Annotated in this window: 12 protein-coding genes; 5 read left to right on the top strand and 7 right to left on the bottom strand. The window is 65.0% G+C overall.

The genetic code is table 11. The features are described 5' to 3' along the window. Positions 1–6: 6 nt before the first annotated feature. Positions 7–1,692, bottom strand: coding sequence for an aspartate-alanine antiporter (gene aspT / locus M3A49_RS10375; RefSeq protein ID WP_266228595.1), 1,686 nt, complete (start codon positions 1,690–1,692; stop codon positions 7–9). A gap of 99 nt (positions 1,693–1,791) precedes the next feature. Continuing rightward, positions 1,792–3,474, bottom strand: coding sequence for an aspartate-alanine antiporter (gene aspT, locus M3A49_RS10370; RefSeq protein WP_266228594.1), 1,683 nt, complete (start codon positions 3,472–3,474; stop codon positions 1,792–1,794). 586 nt (positions 3,475–4,060) lie between these two features. On the opposite strand from aspT (M3A49_RS10370), the gene M3A49_RS10365 reads away from it, so the two are divergent. Beyond that, the gene (locus tag M3A49_RS10365; protein ID WP_266228593.1) at positions 4,061–5,023 is read left to right on the top strand and encodes a LysR family transcriptional regulator; all 963 of its coding nucleotides are present in this window, start codon (positions 4,061–4,063) and stop codon (positions 5,021–5,023) included. Between the two features lie 111 nt (positions 5,024–5,134). Here M3A49_RS10365 and M3A49_RS10360 read toward each other — a convergent pair whose 3' ends face one another. Then, positions 5,135–5,665, bottom strand: coding sequence for a plasmid fertility inhibition factor family protein (locus M3A49_RS10360; RefSeq protein WP_266228592.1), 531 nt, complete (start codon positions 5,663–5,665; stop codon positions 5,135–5,137). 118 nt (positions 5,666–5,783) lie between these two features. Between M3A49_RS10360 and M3A49_RS10355 the strand changes: the two genes are divergently transcribed. Beyond that, the gene (locus M3A49_RS10355) at positions 5,784–6,593 is read left to right on the top strand and encodes a crotonase/enoyl-CoA hydratase family protein (RefSeq protein ID WP_266228591.1); all 810 of its coding nucleotides are present in this window, start codon (positions 5,784–5,786) and stop codon (positions 6,591–6,593) included. 252 nt (positions 6,594–6,845) lie between these two features. After that, positions 6,846–8,663 carry a winged helix-turn-helix domain-containing protein gene (locus M3A49_RS10350; protein ID WP_266228590.1) on the top strand — a complete coding sequence of 606 codons (1,818 nt, stop codon included), beginning with the start codon at positions 6,846–6,848 and terminating at the stop codon, positions 8,661–8,663. Between the two features lie 78 nt (positions 8,664–8,741). Here M3A49_RS10350 and M3A49_RS10345 read toward each other — a convergent pair whose 3' ends face one another. Next, entirely contained in the window at positions 8,742–9,011 is a 270-nt protein-coding gene (locus M3A49_RS10345; RefSeq protein WP_266228589.1) for a hypothetical protein, read from the bottom strand. Positions 9,012–9,362: 351 nt separating this feature from the next. Between M3A49_RS10345 and M3A49_RS10340 the strand changes: the two genes are divergently transcribed. Continuing rightward, positions 9,363–10,547: an MFS transporter gene (locus M3A49_RS10340; protein WP_266228588.1), complete on the top strand. Its 1,185-nt coding sequence runs from the start codon at positions 9,363–9,365 to the stop codon at positions 10,545–10,547. A 210-nt stretch (positions 10,548–10,757) separates the two neighbouring features. Here M3A49_RS10340 and M3A49_RS10335 read toward each other — a convergent pair whose 3' ends face one another. Further along, a complete protein-coding gene (locus tag M3A49_RS10335; protein WP_266228587.1) occupies positions 10,758–11,891 on the bottom strand; it encodes an RNA-guided endonuclease InsQ/TnpB family protein in 1,134 nt (377 codons plus the stop codon). A gap of 121 nt (positions 11,892–12,012) precedes the next feature. Between M3A49_RS10335 and M3A49_RS10330 the strand changes: the two genes are divergently transcribed. Beyond that, the gene (locus M3A49_RS10330; RefSeq protein WP_266228586.1) at positions 12,013–13,170 is read left to right on the top strand and encodes an MFS transporter; all 1,158 of its coding nucleotides are present in this window, start codon (positions 12,013–12,015) and stop codon (positions 13,168–13,170) included. Between the two features lie 581 nt (positions 13,171–13,751). Here M3A49_RS10330 and fahA read toward each other — a convergent pair. Further along, on the bottom strand, positions 13,752–15,065 hold the full coding sequence (gene fahA, locus M3A49_RS10325; protein WP_266228585.1) for a fumarylacetoacetase: 1,314 nt from the start codon (positions 15,063–15,065) through the stop codon (positions 13,752–13,754). Continuing rightward, on the bottom strand, positions 15,062–16,411 hold the full coding sequence (hmgA, locus tag M3A49_RS10320; RefSeq protein WP_266228584.1) for a homogentisate 1,2-dioxygenase: 1,350 nt from the start codon (positions 16,409–16,411) through the stop codon (positions 15,062–15,064). Before hmgA ends, fahA begins: the two co-directional genes overlap by 4 nt. Positions 16,412–16,562 lie beyond the last annotated feature (151 nt).

The following is a 16,562-nucleotide window of genomic DNA, read 5'->3' as shown; positions in this document are numbered from 1 at the left end:
TTCAAGTCATGCGAGACCGACCACGAGCGGCCCAAGCAGCGTGAGCAACACGTTCGCGATCGCGTAGGTAATGGCGAACGGCACGGTGGGCACCGCGCTTTCCGCCTTGTCGAGAATGCCGCCGAAGGCCGGGTTCGCGCTGCGCGAGCCGGACAGCGCACCCGCGAGAATGGCCGCGTTGTTGTACTTGAGCACGTAGCGGCCGAACAGCATCGTGAGAATGAGCGGTACGATCGTCACCACGACGCCGAGCAGGAAAATGGTGAGGCCGCTCTGCTTGACCGTCACGACGGCCTGCAGGCCCGAGTTCAGCCCCACCACCGCGACGAACGCCGCAAGCCCGAAGTCCTTGAGCAGTTGCGAGGCCGCGGGCGGCATCACGCCGTACATGGGGTGCTTGCCGCGCATCCAGCCGAACACGAGCCCCGCGAGCAGACAGCCGCCGCCGGAGCCGAGCGTGAGCGGAATGCCGGCCACGTTCACCACGATCAAGCCCACCAGCAAGCCGAGCACGAGGCCCACGCCCATGTAGATGAAGTCGGTCTTGTTGCTGTACGCGAGTTCATAGCCGGCGGCCTGCACGGCGCGCTTCGTGTCGGTGGCCGTGCCATAGATCGTCACCACGTCGCCGTGCTCGAGCTTCGTCTCAAGCAGGAGCGGCACGGGCTGGCCCACACGCTCGATCTTCTCGATGTACACGCCATGACGCAGATCGCGGTCCACGTTCTTGCGCACTTCGGCAATCGTCGTGTGGTTCATGCCCTTCTTCGTGAACACGAGCTGGCGCGTTTGCATCACGAGGCTCATGCCGCCCGAGTCCGGCACTTCCGGCCCGATCAGCGCGCCCACTTCGACCATTTGCTCGCGGCGGCCCACCACCAGCACGACATCGTCCCGGCTCAGCACGAAGTCGGGGGTGGCGTCGAGCATCTTGCCGGCGCGGCGAATCTTCTCGACCGCCACCAGGTCGCTCTCGGCCAGCTCGATCTGCTTGACGGTCTTGCCCGCGGCGTTCTCGACACGGAACACGCGCCCGAACAACTCGGGCAGCGCCGTGATCTGGCCCGGCCCCGCGGCGGCGTTGCCGCCCGACATCTCGCGCTCGGCGTCCGCGGAGGCGTCCTTGAGGCTGCGGCCCATGAACTTCGGCAGGATGTTCACGCAGACGATGATCGCGCCGAGCGAGCCGAACACATACGTGACGGCGTAGCCGATCGCGACGTCGGCCTGCATGGCCTTCACCTGGTCGGGCGGCAGCCCCAGGCGCGCGATCGCGTCGCCGGCCGTGCCGATGATGGCCGACTGCGTCATGCCGCCCGCCGCGAGACCGGCGGCGAGGCCCTTGTTGAGGTGAAAGAGCTTTGCGCAAATCAGCACGGTGGCCAGACCCGCCAACGCCATGAATACCGCCATGGCGATTTCGCGCAGCGTCTTGCGGTTGAGCGAGTTGAAGAAGCCCGGGCCGGAGTCGTAGCCCACGGCATAGATGAAGACGGCGAACATCACCGACTTCACGCCGTTGTCGACGGTCACGCCCACCTGGCTCACGACGACGGCCGCGAGCAGCGAGCCGCCCACGCCGCCTAGCTGGAACTTGCCGAAGTTGATCTGGCCGATCCAGTAGCCAACGGCCAGGGAGAGAAATAGCGCGATTTCCGGGGATTTGTGAAAGATGTCATGTAGCCATTCCATCGTGTCCTCGCTTTGGGAAAGAACCCCCGTTGCTGCTGGGGACGGCCGGCAATGGAACACCGCCGGTCAAATCGAGCCGAAAACGCCAGCCAAAACTCGTCAACCAAACTTCGCCGCGAGCCCCACCACCACGGGACCCATGAGCGGCAAGAGGATGTTCGACAGCGCGTAGGTGATCGTGTAGCCGATCACCGGAGTCGAGTTGCCGGCTACGCCGACGAGCGCACTGATCGCCGGCGTGCTGCACTGCTGGCCTGCAATCGCGCCGAGCAGCATCGGCGCTTCGAGCTTGAGGAACATGTGCCCGATCCAGAGTGAAAGGAGCCCGGGAATCAGCACCATCAGAATGCCGGCGAGCGGCAGCGCGAGACCGTACTCGCGCACGAGCTTGATGGCGTCGGGGCCGGCAGAGAGCCCGACGGCCGCGATGAAGGTGGCAAGACCAAAGTCCTTGAGCACCTGCGCGGCGGCCGAGGGCAGCGAGCCCACCACGGGGAAATGCGAACGCAACCAGCCGAAAAACAGACCCGAAAGCAGGCACCCGCCGCCCGTGCCGAGCACCAGCGTGACACCGCCCACGTTCACGCCGAAACGCCCGATCATCATGCCGACCAGCACGCCGAGACCCAGATAGACGAAGTCGGTCTTCTGGGTCTGCTGGATTACGTAGCCAAGACGCTTCGCGCCGCGCGCGACGTCGCTGGGCGTGCCGACCAGCGTCAGCACGTCGCCGCGATGCACGACCATGCCGGGCAAGGCGGGCACTGTGGTGTCGAGCCGCGTGATCGCGCCCACGTAAATGCCGCGGCCGGCTTCCGGCGCGGCGCGTTCGCGCATTTGCGCGAGCGTGAGGCCGTTGACGTCGCGCTGCGTGACCATCACGTCCACGCGTTTGGCGAGCAGCTTGAACAAGCCCTCGCCCGGCATCTCTTCGCCCAGACTGCTTGCCGCTTCGATCACGGCTTCGCGACGCCCGGCGATCAGCACGATGTCGCCCGGCTGCAGTATGGACTGCGCGTTGGCGTCGAGCTGGCGCCCATCGCGCAGCACGTACTCGATCGTGACGTTGTTGCCAAAGCGCGCCTCGAAGGCGGCGACTGCGGCGCCGGCCGCGGGGCCCACCTTGAACGCGCGACCTTCGAGCGGCGCAAGCGCGAGCCGTTGCCCTTCGTCGAGCGCGCCGTCGCCGCCGAGCTTGCGATACAGGCGCGCGGCCTCTTCGCGCAGGTTCACGCGCAGGATCAGCGGGGCAATCTGGCTCGTGAAGAGCACGATGGTGATGAGGCCAAAGAGATAGCTCACGCTGTACGCGGTCACGATATGCGCCTGCAGCGTGCTCACCTGGGCGTCGGTCAGTCCGAGCCGCGTGATCGCCTCGGAAGCCGTGCCGATCACGGCCGATTCGGTCGCCGCGCCCGCGAGCAGGCCCGCCGCGGTGCCCGCATCGAGCTTCATCACGACGACCGCGATCATGATGAGCGCCATGACCGAGACGATCTCGACGATCGAGAGAAGTCCATAGCGCCAGCCGCGACCGACGTTCGCGAAAAACTGCGGACCGCCCGTGAAGCCGAGCGCGAAGATGAAGAGTGCGAAGGCAATGTTCTTGAGGTCCGGCGAGATGCGCGCGCCGGTTTGCCCGAGCACGAGCGCGACGATCAGCGTGCCGCACACGCCCCCGAGGGAGATCGGCCCGAAGCGGATCGAACCAATCAGATAGCCGAGCGCGAGGCTCACGAACAGGGCAATCTCGGGTTGCGACTTCAGCAATTCGACGATCATGTCTGGTCTGCCGATTTACGTTTTAGTTAGCCCGAAAGGATGCTCAAAAAACGGGCGGCAATGCACATTAAATAACATGCAATGCTAATGCCGGTCGTTATTCTCCCCCGCGCAACAATTCCTTCACGCAGCAAAAGAATCAATGCACGCTTAATGCCGGCTTGTCAATTACGAGGAATTCACAGACCGCTATGATTCACAATCGGCCGCAGGCAAAGGGTGGAGCCGCCATGAATCTGGCAGTTCTGACAGATATCCGTTGCTTGCGCGAATTACGCAAACACGTTATCCGCAACGCACAATAATTTGATAGTGACAAAAACGCACAACACATTCCTCACTCAATACATGCCGATTGCGTATTGAATCTTTTACAAGCAAGAAATGATGCAGTGTGTTGAGATAGATATTGTAATTCTCACCGACTGTCAATATTATTTTTGTTAGATTCCCGCAGTCGTCGATCGCAGTCGTTCATTCGAAGCACATTGACCAGAACAACGCGACACACCGCTTCGTTCCTCAACTTCGCCAGCAGTTGCGGTGCCCCTCAACCGGTCCATGCATCGAGCATACGAGGCTACACATGAACCAGATCCACGCCATGCGCGTCTTCGTCAGGGTTGCGGAAACCGAGAGCTTTCGTCGCGCCGCGCAGCAGCTCGACGTCTCCAACGCGCTCGTCACGCGCTCCGTCGCGATGCTCGAGGCGCACCTGAATACACGCCTGATCAATCGCACCACGCGTAATCTCGCGCTTACCGAGGCAGGCCAGCGCTACCTCGAAGGCTGTCGTTGCGTGCTCGAGGAACTCGATCATCTGGAGCGCTCACTGGCGCACACGGAAAACGAGCCGAGCGGCACGCTGCGCGTGGTGGCGGCGGGCGCGCTCTCGCTCGCCACGCTCACGCCGCTCATCGACGGTTACCGGCGTCTGTATCCGCGCGTGAACGTGCGCCTCACGATCGCCGAACGGGCCGTGGATGTCATGGAAGACGGCTTCGACGTGGGCATCGTCGGCGCTACGCCCGCACGCAACGGCGAGTGCGTGGAGCGCGCGCTCGGCACCACGACGTTCGTCCCCTGCGCGGCTCCCGCGTGGCTCGCCGAGCACGGCGAGCCGCATACGCCCGAGCAGCTCGCGCAGTGCGCGGCGGTCGCGCTGCCTCCCGAGGAGCGCAGCGCGACGTGGCAGTTCGCGAAGCCCGGCGAGCGCGCCCAGCAAGTCACACTGCAGCCCGGCTACGCCGTCAACAACATGCTGATGGTGCGGCTCGCCGCGCTGGCCGGCATGGGTGTCGCGATCGTGCCCGCGCCGCTCGTCGCCGACGACTTCACCGCGGGCACCTTGCGCCGGCTCCTGCCCGACTACGACATCGACGATCCCGACACGCGCATGTCGATCGTCTATCCGAGCCGCCAGTACCTGCCCGCGAAGACGCGCCGCTTCGTCGACTACACCGTCGAGCATTTCGAGCATGCGCGTCATGCATCGCCCATGCCGGCGAGTGCCACTGGCGCACCGAGCCGGCCGCTGAGCGTGGCGTGAGCACATATCGGGTGCGCGTAGTGTGTGCGTCGCGCGTGCGCCCGCTTGTTTGAGAACATGCCGGCAAGCGAGCGCGCCGTTAGCGAACATGCCGTTCGCGGCGACGGCGCATCAAAGCCGGGGCGAGCTGCCGTCGACCGGAACCAGCCCGCCCACGTCGCCCGCGCCGCACAGCACGCGCAGCAATGCCGCTTCGCGCTCGTGCACTTCCACGGGTAGCCACAATGCCCCCGCCCACGCGAGGTAGCGCGCGCGATGCTGGCCATTGCGAAACGCCACCACGCCCTCGTGCGCGAGTCCGAACCATCCGGCCAGCCCCGCCACGCGGCGTTTGCTGATCGTCACATAGGGCATCTGCGGCACGCGCTCGTTGTCCGGATCGAGAAACTCGCGAATGCCGCGAATCTTGCCGCTATGCCAGTCGTCGACCGGCTTGAGCACATAGTCGGTGTCGTCGCGGTCGGCGCAGAGAAGCAGCCTGTGCAGATCGACGATCACGACGACGTGGCGCGTCCCGTCGGTCGTGAAGACGCGCTTGAAGCGCACATGGTCATACGCGTCGTGGTCGGGCAACGGGACAGTCCACAAGGGTCCACAAGCGGGATACGGCGAGGAATCCGAAACGGAGGTAATGCTGGACATGGACGTCGATTGCATGCGTGCGGTGGGGAAAACGTAGTTCAGGAAATTAAACCGGCCTAAGCTACGGATGAGCCATTAAATTTTTATGACGAATGCGGGGCGCATCGAGGACTGACACATGACGATTGAAACCTTCGGCGAGCATGTCCGTATCGAAACTCAAGAGCGTGTAGCAATTCTCGTGCTCGACCGCCCGGCGCAGCGCAACGCCATCGACAGACCCGTGGCGAACGCACTCGCTGCCGCCTTTACGCGCTTCGAAGAAAACCCCGCGTGGCTCGCGGGCGTGCTGTACGGCGCGGGCGGCACCTTCTGCGCGGGCGCAGACCTCAACGCGCTAGCCGACCCCGAACGCCGCAATGAAATTCACGCCAACGGCAGCGGCCCAGGCCCGCTCGGCCCCACGCGCATGTCGCTCAGCAAGCCCGTGATCGCGGCGATTTCTGGCTATGCCGTGGCGGGCGGGCTCGAACTCGCGCTGCTGTGCGACCTGCGCGTGGTCGAAGAAGACGCCGTGCTCGGCGTGTTCTGCCGCCGCGTGGGCGTGCCCCTCATCGACGGCGGCACGGTACGCCTGCCGCGCCTGATCGGCCTGGCGCGCGCACTCGATCTGATCCTCACGGGGCGCGCCGTCGATGCGCAGGAAGCCCTCGCCTTCGGCCTCGCCAATCGTGTGGTCGCAAAAGGCGGCGCGCGCGAGGCCGCCGAGCAACTGGCCGCGCAACTCGCGGCGCTGCCGCAAGCGGCGTTGCTCGCGGACCGCCGCTCGGCGCTCGAACACAGCATGCTGCCCGACACTGCCGAGGCGCTGCGCCGCGAAGGCGCGCTCGGCTATCGCGCGGTGCTCGACGAAGGGCTCGCGCTCGCGGCGCGCTTCGCGGCCGGCGCGGGCCGTCATGGTGAACCGCTCGATCCACTCGAACCGTAGTCAGCTAAACGAAAATCGCACGCGAACCTCGCGATAGTCGATTGAAGTGTCGATGGCCACCGTGCGCAGCGCTTGACGCTTGAAGGCGCACGCGCGACCCGCTACATTGAAATTGATCCGCGCCGCTGCCCCCACCCCTGTCCCTGCCGCCATGTGTCATGACGCTGAGTACGCCTGCGTCTAACGGCAATCTTCAGACGAACCGCCCAGGCGCCCCCCCCTTCCCTGATGCCGCATCACGGGAGAGATCTCATGCCGACGGATCGAATCCTCCGCTTCGCGGACTTCGAACTCGACGTCGAGCGGTACCAGTTGCGCCGAGAAGGTACGGAGGTCCGACTGGAGCGGTTGCCCATGGATCTGCTGATCCTGCTTGCCTCGCGCCGCGGCGAGTTGATCTCGCGCGCGGACATCGTCGACCGGCTGTGGGCCGGCAGCCCCTTTCGCGACACCGACAACGGCCTGAACACGGCGATCCGCAAGATCCGCATCGCGCTCGCCGACGACCCCGCCAATCCGCGTCACCTCATCACCGTGAAGGGCAAGGGCTACCGGTTCGACGGCATCCTGCCCGAGTCGTCCGATGTTCACGGTGCGTCGGCTGCCGCGCGCGACCCGCACGCGTCGCGCGAGAGCGAGCACGCGCCGCCCGCCGTCCGCATGCTGGTGCTGCCGTTCACCAACCACACAGGCGACGCGAGCCAGGACTGCCTGTGCAGCGCGCTCGCCGACGAGATCTCGGTCACGCTCGGCGCGCTCAACCCGGAGCGCCTGCTCACGATCGCGCGCACCACGGCAGCGCGTTACCGCGCGACGCAAAAGAGCATCGGGGAGATCGCGCGCGAGTTGAAGCTCGACTACGTGCTCGAAGGCTCGCTCACGCGCGCGGGGCAGCAAACCCGCATCCTCACGCGTCTGATCCGCTGCGCCGACGAAGCGCAGATCTGGAGCCGCGCGCACGAAAGCGCCACGCAAGGCGCGCTCGACATCCTCAAGGAAGCGGTCGCGGCGCTCGCCGAGAACCTGGCGTCCACGCTTTCCGAGCAGCAGCGCACGCGCCTCGAGCGGCGCCTGCCTGTCGATCCCGCCGCGCATGACGCGTATGTGCGAGGGCGTTTCTTCTGGTATCGCCGCGTGCATTTCGAAGCGGGCTTTTGCGCGCATCACGGCATCGACGGTGAAGACTTCGTGCGCAGCCGAACCTACTTCGAGTCCGCGCTCGAGCACGACCCGAGCTATGCGCTCGGCTACACGGGCCTTTCGAACTACTACGGATCGACGGTGGTGCATGGCTTCGTCGCGCCCGACGATGGCTGGCCGGTCGCGCGCTCGCTTGCCGAAAGCGCGCTCGAACTCGACCCGGACCTGCCCGAGGCGCATCACGCGCTCGCGGCCGTGCGTTACTTTTACGACTGGGACTGGGACCAGGCCGAGGCCGGCTTCAAGGCTGCACTACGGCGCAACCCGAGTTACCCGGAAGCGCATCGGCTCTATGCGCGCATGCTCGTGGCGGCGGGACGCCGCGCCGAAGGCGACGCCGCGATGGAGCGCGCCGAACGCATCGATCCGCTGGCGTTCCAGGGGTCGCGCGCGTTCGGCATGGTGATGTCGGGCCGGCATGCGGAAGTCGTCAGCGAGTATCTCGCGCCGGGGCACATGGACCATCCGCCGCTCGTCTATCAGTTGCTCGCTACCGCGTTCGAAGTGAAAAAGCTGTACGCGCAGGCCGTGGATGCGACCGTGGAGGCGCTCGGACGCTGCAACCAGCAAGCGCGCGCGACCACCATTCGCGCTCGCTGGGAAACAGGCGGCTATGACGCGGTGCTGCGCTGGTATCTGGAGGACCTGCTCGCGCGGCGCCGGGCCCGGTACACCTCGCCGCTGCTCATCGCCGAGGCCTACGCGCGCTTGGCGCAGCCCGACGAAATGTTCCGCTGGCTCGAGACGGCGCTGGCCGAGCGCAGTTCGCGGCTATGCGAGTTGCGCACCAATCCGTGGTTCGCGCCCTGGCGTCCAACGGGGCGCATGCGGCTCATCGAAAAACATATTGGCGGCGGCCCGACACGCTGAGCGCCTGGCGCAGATTGCGAGCGCGCGTCGGGTCGCCGTCCTGATAGCTGGGTATTTTCTGTCTACCTCGTTGCCGGCTCAGTTACCGTGATAGAGCCCTTCGCTCAGCGCCTTCTGCTGGCCCGATTGCTCGGAGCGCACCAGATCCTGATAGACCTGCGCATGCGTGAGCGCCATCGGCGCGCCCGAAGCACCTGTCGACATCGGCGAGCCGCCCACGTCCTGCGCAGCCGGCGGCGTGCTGGCCTGTTGTGTGGGGTCGTCGCTCTGGGATTGCGCCAGCGCGCTACCTGCGAATAACGCGGCCGCTGCGGCGACCGCGATGCGTACTGTGGTCATCGTATTCATGTCATCGCTCCAGGAGGGTTGCGCAAGTTCGGTTCCGTCATGCGCGGGACGGACGACGCGAGGGCGGCGCCCGCCGGCGGGCGGACCGGATGGCGGACTGTTTCGCTCGTTGGATCGTGTGGGTATCGTGCTGCCCGCGAGCGCGTTGCGCCATGCACGTAACCTGTAGAAATCGTCAAGAAATGTGAAGGAACGGTGAACAGGGGCCGGCGAGAAAAGCTGTTGTTTTCCCAACAGCATAGAAAATGCGTGCCGTATGCGTTGTGTCTGGTTTCAGTACAATTCCGCGTTGACTTAAATAAAACGGCTTCGCGCTTAAGGCACGGCGCCGTCCTGCGCCGAACACACGCCATGCCCTTGCCTCTTCTCGCCCTTGCCGTAGCCGCCTTTGGTATCGGTACCACCGAATTCGTCATCATGGGCCTGCTGCCCGACGTCGCGCGCGACCTGAGCGTCTCGATCCCGGCGGCGGGCATGCTCGTCTCGGCCTACGCGCTCGGCGTGACGATCGGCGCGCCCATCGTCGCCATCGCCATCGCCAATGTGCCGCGCAAGCAGGCGCTCATGCGCCTGATCGGCATCTTCATCGTCGGCAACCTGTTGTGTGCGCTCGCCCCGAACTACTCGATCCTGATGGCCGCGCGCATCGTCACCGCGTTCTGCCACGGCGCGTTCTTCGGCATCGGCTCGGTGGTCGCGGCCGGACTCGTGGCGCCGAACCGCCGCGCCCAGGCCATCGCGCTGATGTTCACGGGCTTGACGCTCGCGAACGTACTGGGCGTGCCGCTCGGCACGGCGCTCGGCCAGATCGCCGGCTGGCGCACGACGTTCTGGGCCGTGACGGCCATCGGCATCCTCGCGGCGGCGGCGCTGCAGGTGTGCCTGCCCGCGAAGATCGAAATGCAGAAGGCGAGCCTCGTGCATGAGTTCGGCGTGCTGAAGAACCCGCAAGTTCTCATGGTGCTCGGCATGAGCGTGCTGGCCTCGGCCAGCCTCTTCGCGGTGTTCACCTACATCACGCCGATTCTCGAGGACGTGACCGGTTTCTCGCCGCACGAAGTCACGTTCGTGCTGCTGCTGTTCGGCCTTGGGCTCACGGTAGGCAGCACGCTGGGCGGCAAGCTCGCCGACTGGAAGCTCATGCGCTCGCTGCTCACGTTCCTCGCCATGATCGCCGTGGTGCTCGGCGTGTTTTCGCTGACGATGCACGACCCGATCGCGGCGATGGCGACGATCTTCGTGTGGGGCATTCTCGCGTTCGCGATCGTGCCGCCGCTGCAGATCCTGATCGTCGACCGCGCGAGCGATGCGCCCAACCTCGCCTCCACGCTCAATCAGGGCGCGTTCAATCTCGGCAATGCGGGCGGCGCGTGGATTGGGGGCGTGGCGATCAGCGCGGGCGCACCGCTCACGGCGCTGCCGTGGGTGGGCGTGGCCACCGCGCTCGCGGCGCTCGCGCTCACGCTGGTTTCGGCGCAGCTTGAGCGGCGTGCACGCCTCCGCGCGGCGGTGACAGCGCCCACGAGCTGCGCCTGATATGCTGACGCGCGCTACAAGCGTTTCCCTCTATATGATGCGCCCTACAGCGAATTGTGTCGGAGCCCGCTCGGCGGCGCCTTGCAGCGACCGGTTACCGAGCCGACGCGATCACCCGCGCCAGTAGCATCTCGCCCGTTGGCTACCCCCCCTCCTTGAAGGCCTGAAGGGAGGGGATTCCCACTTCACTGAATGCAACCCAACATCATCTCAATGAGACATGGGATTTAGGCTTTCTCCATGGGCTGACACCGCGAGCCCCGCTGCCAAAACATTACGAGCAGCATTCACGTCGCGGTCATGTGTTGACCCACATTCCGGACACGTCCACGAGCGCATGCCGAGAGGCATTTTCTGCACCGTATGGCCGCGGTCGCTGCATCGCTTGCTGGACGGATACCAGCGGTCGATTCCGATCAGCGTGCGCCCGTACCACCCGGCTTTGTACGTCAGTTGCCGCACGAACTCCGACCAGCTTGCATCGCTGATCGACTTCGCCAGGCGGCTGTTCTTCTGCATGTTGCTGACGGCAAGGCTTTCGATGGCGATCACTTGGTTCTCGTTTATCAACCGGGTCGAAAGTTTGTGCAGGAAGTCCCTGCGGGCGTCTGCCACCCTGGTATGCAGTTTTGCAACCTTCAGCTTCGCTTTCATGCGGCGAGCCGATCCCATCTGTTTTTTCGCAAGCCTGCGCTGCTGCTTCGCGAGCTTGTTTTCGTACCCGCGGAACGTGTTCGGAGCGCCGAACTTTTCTCCAGTCGAGAGGATTGCGAAGTGCGTCAGCCCAAGGTCGATTCCGACTTGCCCCGTCACCTTCTTCTTCTCCGACACAACGTCGTCGCAAAGGATCGAGACATGGTATCGACCCGCCATATCTTTGGACACGGTAACTGTCGTCGGCTTTGCGCCCTTCGGCAACGTGCGTGACCAGCGGATTGCCAGTGGTTCGTCCATTTTCGCCAGTTTGAGTGCCCCGCCGTGCCACTTGAAAGCACTCGCCGTGTACTCGGCTGACTGGGCGCCATCCTTGCGACGGAAGCTCGGATACTTCGCCCGCTTTGCGAAGAAGTTGGCGAACGCCGTCTGCAAATGCCGAAGCGCCTGCTGTACCGGCACCGAACTAACTTCATTCAACCACACATGCTCAGGCGTTTTTTTAAGCGCCGTTAGTACAGCGGAGGTCTCGTGGTAGTTGACACGCTCCTGACGCTGAAACCAGGCATCGGTACGCAACCGAAGCATGTGGTTGTAGGCGAAACGCGCGCAGCCAAACGTCCTGGCGAGCACTGCGGCTTGCTCGAGCGTCGGGTAGAACCGAAATCGGTAGGCGCGCTTGATGTTCATTATTCATACAATACCATGCTCTAGTTTGAGGGTGACGCAGCGATGCAGCCTTCGGCTGCACTCCTTTCACTCCCCGCCCTGCAGGGGCCCTGACGATCGGGGTTTCTCGGAGCAACATCTGATGAAAACCGTCCTCACCCGCGACTTTCTCGCGCTGATCCTGAGCGTGGCCGTGGTCGGCCTAGGCTCCGGCGCGACGCTTCCGCTCACGGCGCTCGCCCTTACCGACGCCGGCTACGGCGCCGCCATCGTCGGCCTGCTCACTGCCGCCCAGGCGCTGGGGGGCCTCGCCGTCGTGCCGTTCACGGCATGGATCTCCACACGCTTCGGCTCGCGCCAGGTGATCGTCGGCTCGGTGCTGACCGTGGCCGTCGCGACTGCGCTAATGCAGGCAAGCGCCAATCTATGGCTCTGGGCGCTCCTGCGCATGCTCTGCGGCGCGGCGCTCATGCTGCTCTTCACGATCGGCGAAGCCTGGGTCAACGAACTCGCCGACGATTCGAACCGCGGGCGCGTGGTGGGCATCTACGCGACCACGTTCACGCTGTTCCAGATGTCGGGCCCGGTGCTCGTGAGCCAGATCGCGGGCTATACGGCGTGGCGCTTCGCGATCTGCGGCGCGCTCTTTCTCATCGCGTTGCCGATGCTCGCGGCGATCCGCACGAGTCCGCAGCAAACCGACATGCACGAGCCGCCCGGAAGCTGGCGTCACGTGATGCCGAAGATGCCCGCGCTCATCGTCGCCACCGGCTTTTTCGCGCTGTTCGACACGCTCGCGCTGTCGCTGTTGCCGCTCTTCGCGATGGGTCACGGCATCGACACCGAAGTGGCCGTGCTGTTCGCTTCGGTCGTGCTGCTCGGCGACACCACCATGCAATTCCCCATCGGCTGGCTCGCCGACCGGCTCGGCCGCGAGCGCGTGCATGCGCTCATGGGCGTGATCGTCGCGGCGCTGCTGCCGCTGCTGCCGTTCGTCGTCGATACGCCCTGGCTGCGCTGGCCGCTCCTCTTCGTGCTGGGCGCGGCGGCAGGCTCCATTTATACGCTTGCCATCGTGGCCTGCGGCGAGCGTTTCGAGGGCGTCGCGCTCGTTTCCGCGAGCGCGCTCGTGAGCGCGGCGTGGAGCGCGGCGAGCTTCGGCGGCCCGATCGTCACCGGCGCACTGATGGAGCACGCGGGCCGCGACGCCATGCTGTGGGTGCTGTTTGCGGGCGCACTGGTGTTTCTCGGCGCGCTGCGCTGGGAGCGCTCGCGAGGATTGGCGCAAGCGCGCGCATAGGCGGGTGGGTTACTTGCTTACTTGTGATCGTGTCGGTATGCCAGCGTTGCCCCTGTGCGGGGCAGCACCTCCTTTCTTTGCAGCGGCAAAGAAAGGAGGCAAAGAAAGCCGCTCAAACCGCTAATGCCTGCCACGGTTCGCCTCGCGCCATCGATGGTGAATGGCTCCGGAGCGTCTGTCACCTCGCACCCCCCAGGTTAGTGACAAAGCAGTCATTCCTCCCGCTGTTCGCTACGCTAGCTGCGGTTGGGTCTGCATGGGAAAACCAAGAGGCATTTCAGGTTTCACGCTAATGCACGCGTCCCAACGGTGTGGGGTTATGCCCCTCGGCGCGCGTAGCGCCGCCGGAAGTAGGAGCGCCTTGTCACTAACCTTGAAGGTGCGAGGCGACAGACGCTCCGGAGCCATTAACCATTCATGTCGAGATGTGAACTGTGGCAGGCGCTGGCGGTTTGAGCGGCTTTCTTTGCCTCCTTTCTTTGCCGCGGCAAAGAAAGGAGGTGCCGCCCCGCACAGGGGCAACCCAGGCATACCGACACGAAAACAAGGAAAGGCCAACTCCGCACGCAGCCCAAACAAAATCACTTCACCGCAGGCAAAATCTTGCCGACGCAGGCACCAAAGCCCACGCGATAGCCATCGCCCTGGCACCAGCCCGCGAGCGTGAGTTCGTCGCCGTCTTCGATGAAGCCGCGCGTGCCGCCGCTCTTCAGTTCGAGCGGATTCTTCGCGTTCCACGTGAGCTCGAGCAGGCTGCCGAACGAGTCCGGCGTCGGGCCCGAGATCGTGCCCGAACCCATCAGGTCGCCCACGCGCGTGTTGCACCCCGCCACGGTGTGATGCGCGAGTTGCTGCGCCATCGACCAGTACATGTGGCGGAAATTCGTGCGCGCGATGGTCGTCGCCTCGGCCGCGCCATCTGGGCGCATCAGCACTTCGAGCGAAATGTCGAACGCGTGGTTGCCCTCGTGACGCAGGTATTCGAGCGGCTGCGGTTCCTGCACCGGCTGCGCGACGCGGAACGGCGCCAGCGCGTCGAGCGTCACAACCCACGGCGAGATCGTGGAAGCGAAGGTCTTCGCGTTGAATGGCCCGAGCGGCACGTACTCCCATTGCTGGATGTCGCGCGCGCTCCAGTCGTTGAGCAGCACCATGCCGAAGATGTGGTCCTCGGCGTCTTCGCACGCGATCGGCTCGCCGAGCGCATTGCCGCGCCCGACAATGAAGCCCGTTTCCAGCTCGATATCGAGCTTGCGGCACGCGCCGAACACCGGGCGATCCTGATCTGGCAGCTTCAACTGGCCGTTCGGGCGGTGCACCGGCGTGCCGCTCACCACCACCGACGAAGCGCGGCCGTTATAGCCGATCGGCATCTCGGACCAGTTCGGCAACAGCGCATTCTTCGGATCGCGAAACATCGAGCCGACGTTCGTCGCGTGTTCCTTCGACGAGTAGAAGTCGGTGTAGCCCGGAATCTGCACGGGCAGATGCAGCTTCGCGTCGGCGAGCTTCACGAAGGCGCGCTGGCGCAACGCCGCGTCGTCGCGCAGCGCGGCCGTTTCGCGCGCAAGCAGCGACGAAAGCTGCACCCGCACGCTGCGCCACGTCTCGCGGCCAAGCGCGATGAAGTCGTTCAGCGCGGCACGCGCAAAGACGTCTTGCTGCGCGCTCGCGGGCAGACTCAGCAGCCCGGCTTCGTGCAGCACCGCAAGGTCGGCCACGAGGTCGCCGATCGCCACGCCCACACGCGCCTTTGCGTTGTGGGTATCGCTGAACACACCGAACGGCAGGTTCTGGATCGGGAAATCGCACTGCGCGTCGTTCGCGCTCTCGACCCAGCTCTTGCGCCTCGCGTCGAGCGTTGCCTTGAGTTCGTCCGTCATGGTGCTGTTCATTGCTGCTCCGGATTGAAGTGTTTCGTGAGGCCTTGCCAGCACTCGTAGTAATGCGCCTGCAGCTGGCTCGTTTCGAGCGCGTAGCGCGTCGGGCGGATCAGCGTGCGGGTCTCGAACATGAACGCCATCGTGTCGCCGACCTTGTGCGGTTTCGTCGTGTCGGCATGCGAGGCTTTTTCGAAGGTCTCGGCATCCGGGCCGTGACCCGACATGCAGTTGTGCAGGCTCGCCCCGCCCGGCACGAAGCCTTCGGCCTTGGCGTCGTACACGCCGTGCACGAGGCCCATGAACTCGCTCGCCACGTTGCGGTGATACCAGGGCGGACGGAACGTGTTCTCCGCCGCGAGCCAGCGCGGCGGGAAGATCACGAAGTCGATCGAGTCGACGCCCGGCGTGTCCGTGGGCGCGTGCAGCACGAGGAAGATCGAGGGATCGGGGTGGTCATAGCTGATCGAGCCGATCGTGTTGAAGCGGCGCAGGTCGTACTTGTAGGGCGCGTAGTTGCCGTGCCACGCCACCACGTCGAGCGGCGAGTGGCCGATGTCGGCGCGCCAGAGCTGGCCGTCAAGCTTGGTAACGAGTTCGAACTCGCCTTCGCGGTCTTCATACTCGGCGACGGGCGTGAGGAAGTCGCGCGGATTCGCGAGACCATTCGAGCCGATCACGCCGAGATCGGGCAGACGCAAGAGCGCGCCGAAGTTCTCGCAGATATAGCCGCGTGCTTCGCCATCGGGCAAATCCACCGTAAAGCGCACACCGCGCGGGATCACGACGATCTCGAAGGGCTCGACGTCGAGCCGGCCCATCTCCGTGCGGATGGCAAGACGCCCTTGCTGCGGGACGATCAGCAGCTCGCCGTCGGTGTTGTAGAAAAAGCGGTCCACCATCGGCCGGTTCGCCGCGTACAGGTGGATCGCGCAGCCGCTCATCGAGGCCGCCGAGCCGTTGCCCGACATCGTCACCCAGCCGTCGATGAAATCGGTGGGCTCCGTTGGCATGGGCAGCGCATCCCAGCGCAGCTGGTTGGGCGGCGTGGGCGGCACATCGCCGAAATCGGCGACGAGGCGCGGCGCGCCATTCACATCGAGGCGCGCCGTAACCGGCACAAACGGCTGATGCACGGCGCCCGGACGGATCCGGTAGAACCACGTGCGGCGGTTGTGCGAGCGCGGCGCGGTGAACGCGGTGCCCGAGAGCTGCTCGGCGTACAGGCCATAGGCGCATCGCTGCGGCGAGTTCTGGCCTGCGGGCAGCGCGCCCGCCAGCGCCTCGGTCGCGAATTCGTTGGCAAAACCGCTCATGTAGCCATGCTGGACTTCGGTTGGGTGCCGCAAAGGTGCGTTCATTGCTGTCTCTCCACGTTCTCGGGTCATGACATGACGTCACGCGATTTACGGATGGTAAAACCAATTACGATTAGTGAAATTAGGCGTAAACCCTGACGAACGACCGGTCGCCTCCAGAACGGGCGCGAATGGTCGATAACGTTATGACCAA

This window comes from Paraburkholderia sp. CNPSo 3076, assembly GCF_026343935.1.
Taxonomy (GTDB): Bacteria; Pseudomonadota; Gammaproteobacteria; order Burkholderiales; family Burkholderiaceae; genus Paraburkholderia; species Paraburkholderia nodosa.
This window is presented reverse-complemented; position numbering and strand designations above follow the sequence as displayed.

What these genes read in the sequence shown, in the direction of transcription:
- aspT (WP_266228595.1), bottom strand. Translation starts at nt 1,692, where the DNA reads ATGGAATGGCTACATGACATCTTTCACAAATCCCCGGAAATCGCGCTA.
- M3A49_RS10360 (WP_266228592.1), bottom strand. Translation starts at nt 5,665, where the DNA reads ATGTCCAGCATTACCTCCGTTTCGGATTCCTCGCCGTATCCCGCTTGT.
- hmgA (WP_266228584.1), bottom strand. Translation starts at nt 16,411, where the DNA reads ATGAACGCACCTTTGCGGCACCCAACCGAAGTCCAGCATGGCTACATG.
- M3A49_RS10355 (WP_266228591.1), top strand. Translation starts at nt 5,784, where the DNA reads ATGACGATTGAAACCTTCGGCGAGCATGTCCGTATCGAAACTCAAGAG.
- aspT (WP_266228594.1), bottom strand. Translation starts at nt 3,474, where the DNA reads ATGATCGTCGAATTGCTGAAGTCGCAACCCGAGATTGCCCTGTTCGTG.
- M3A49_RS10365 (WP_266228593.1), top strand. Translation starts at nt 4,061, where the DNA reads ATGAACCAGATCCACGCCATGCGCGTCTTCGTCAGGGTTGCGGAAACC.
- M3A49_RS10340 (WP_266228588.1), top strand. Translation starts at nt 9,363, where the DNA reads ATGCCCTTGCCTCTTCTCGCCCTTGCCGTAGCCGCCTTTGGTATCGGT.
- M3A49_RS10350 (WP_266228590.1), top strand. Translation starts at nt 6,846, where the DNA reads ATGCCGACGGATCGAATCCTCCGCTTCGCGGACTTCGAACTCGACGTC.
- M3A49_RS10345 (WP_266228589.1), bottom strand. Translation starts at nt 9,011, where the DNA reads ATGAATACGATGACCACAGTACGCATCGCGGTCGCCGCAGCGGCCGCG.
- M3A49_RS10330 (WP_266228586.1), top strand. Translation starts at nt 12,013, where the DNA reads ATGAAAACCGTCCTCACCCGCGACTTTCTCGCGCTGATCCTGAGCGTG.
- fahA (WP_266228585.1), bottom strand. Translation starts at nt 15,065, where the DNA reads ATGAACAGCACCATGACGGACGAACTCAAGGCAACGCTCGACGCGAGG.
- M3A49_RS10335 (WP_266228587.1), bottom strand. Translation starts at nt 11,891, where the DNA reads ATGAACATCAAGCGCGCCTACCGATTTCGGTTCTACCCGACGCTCGAG.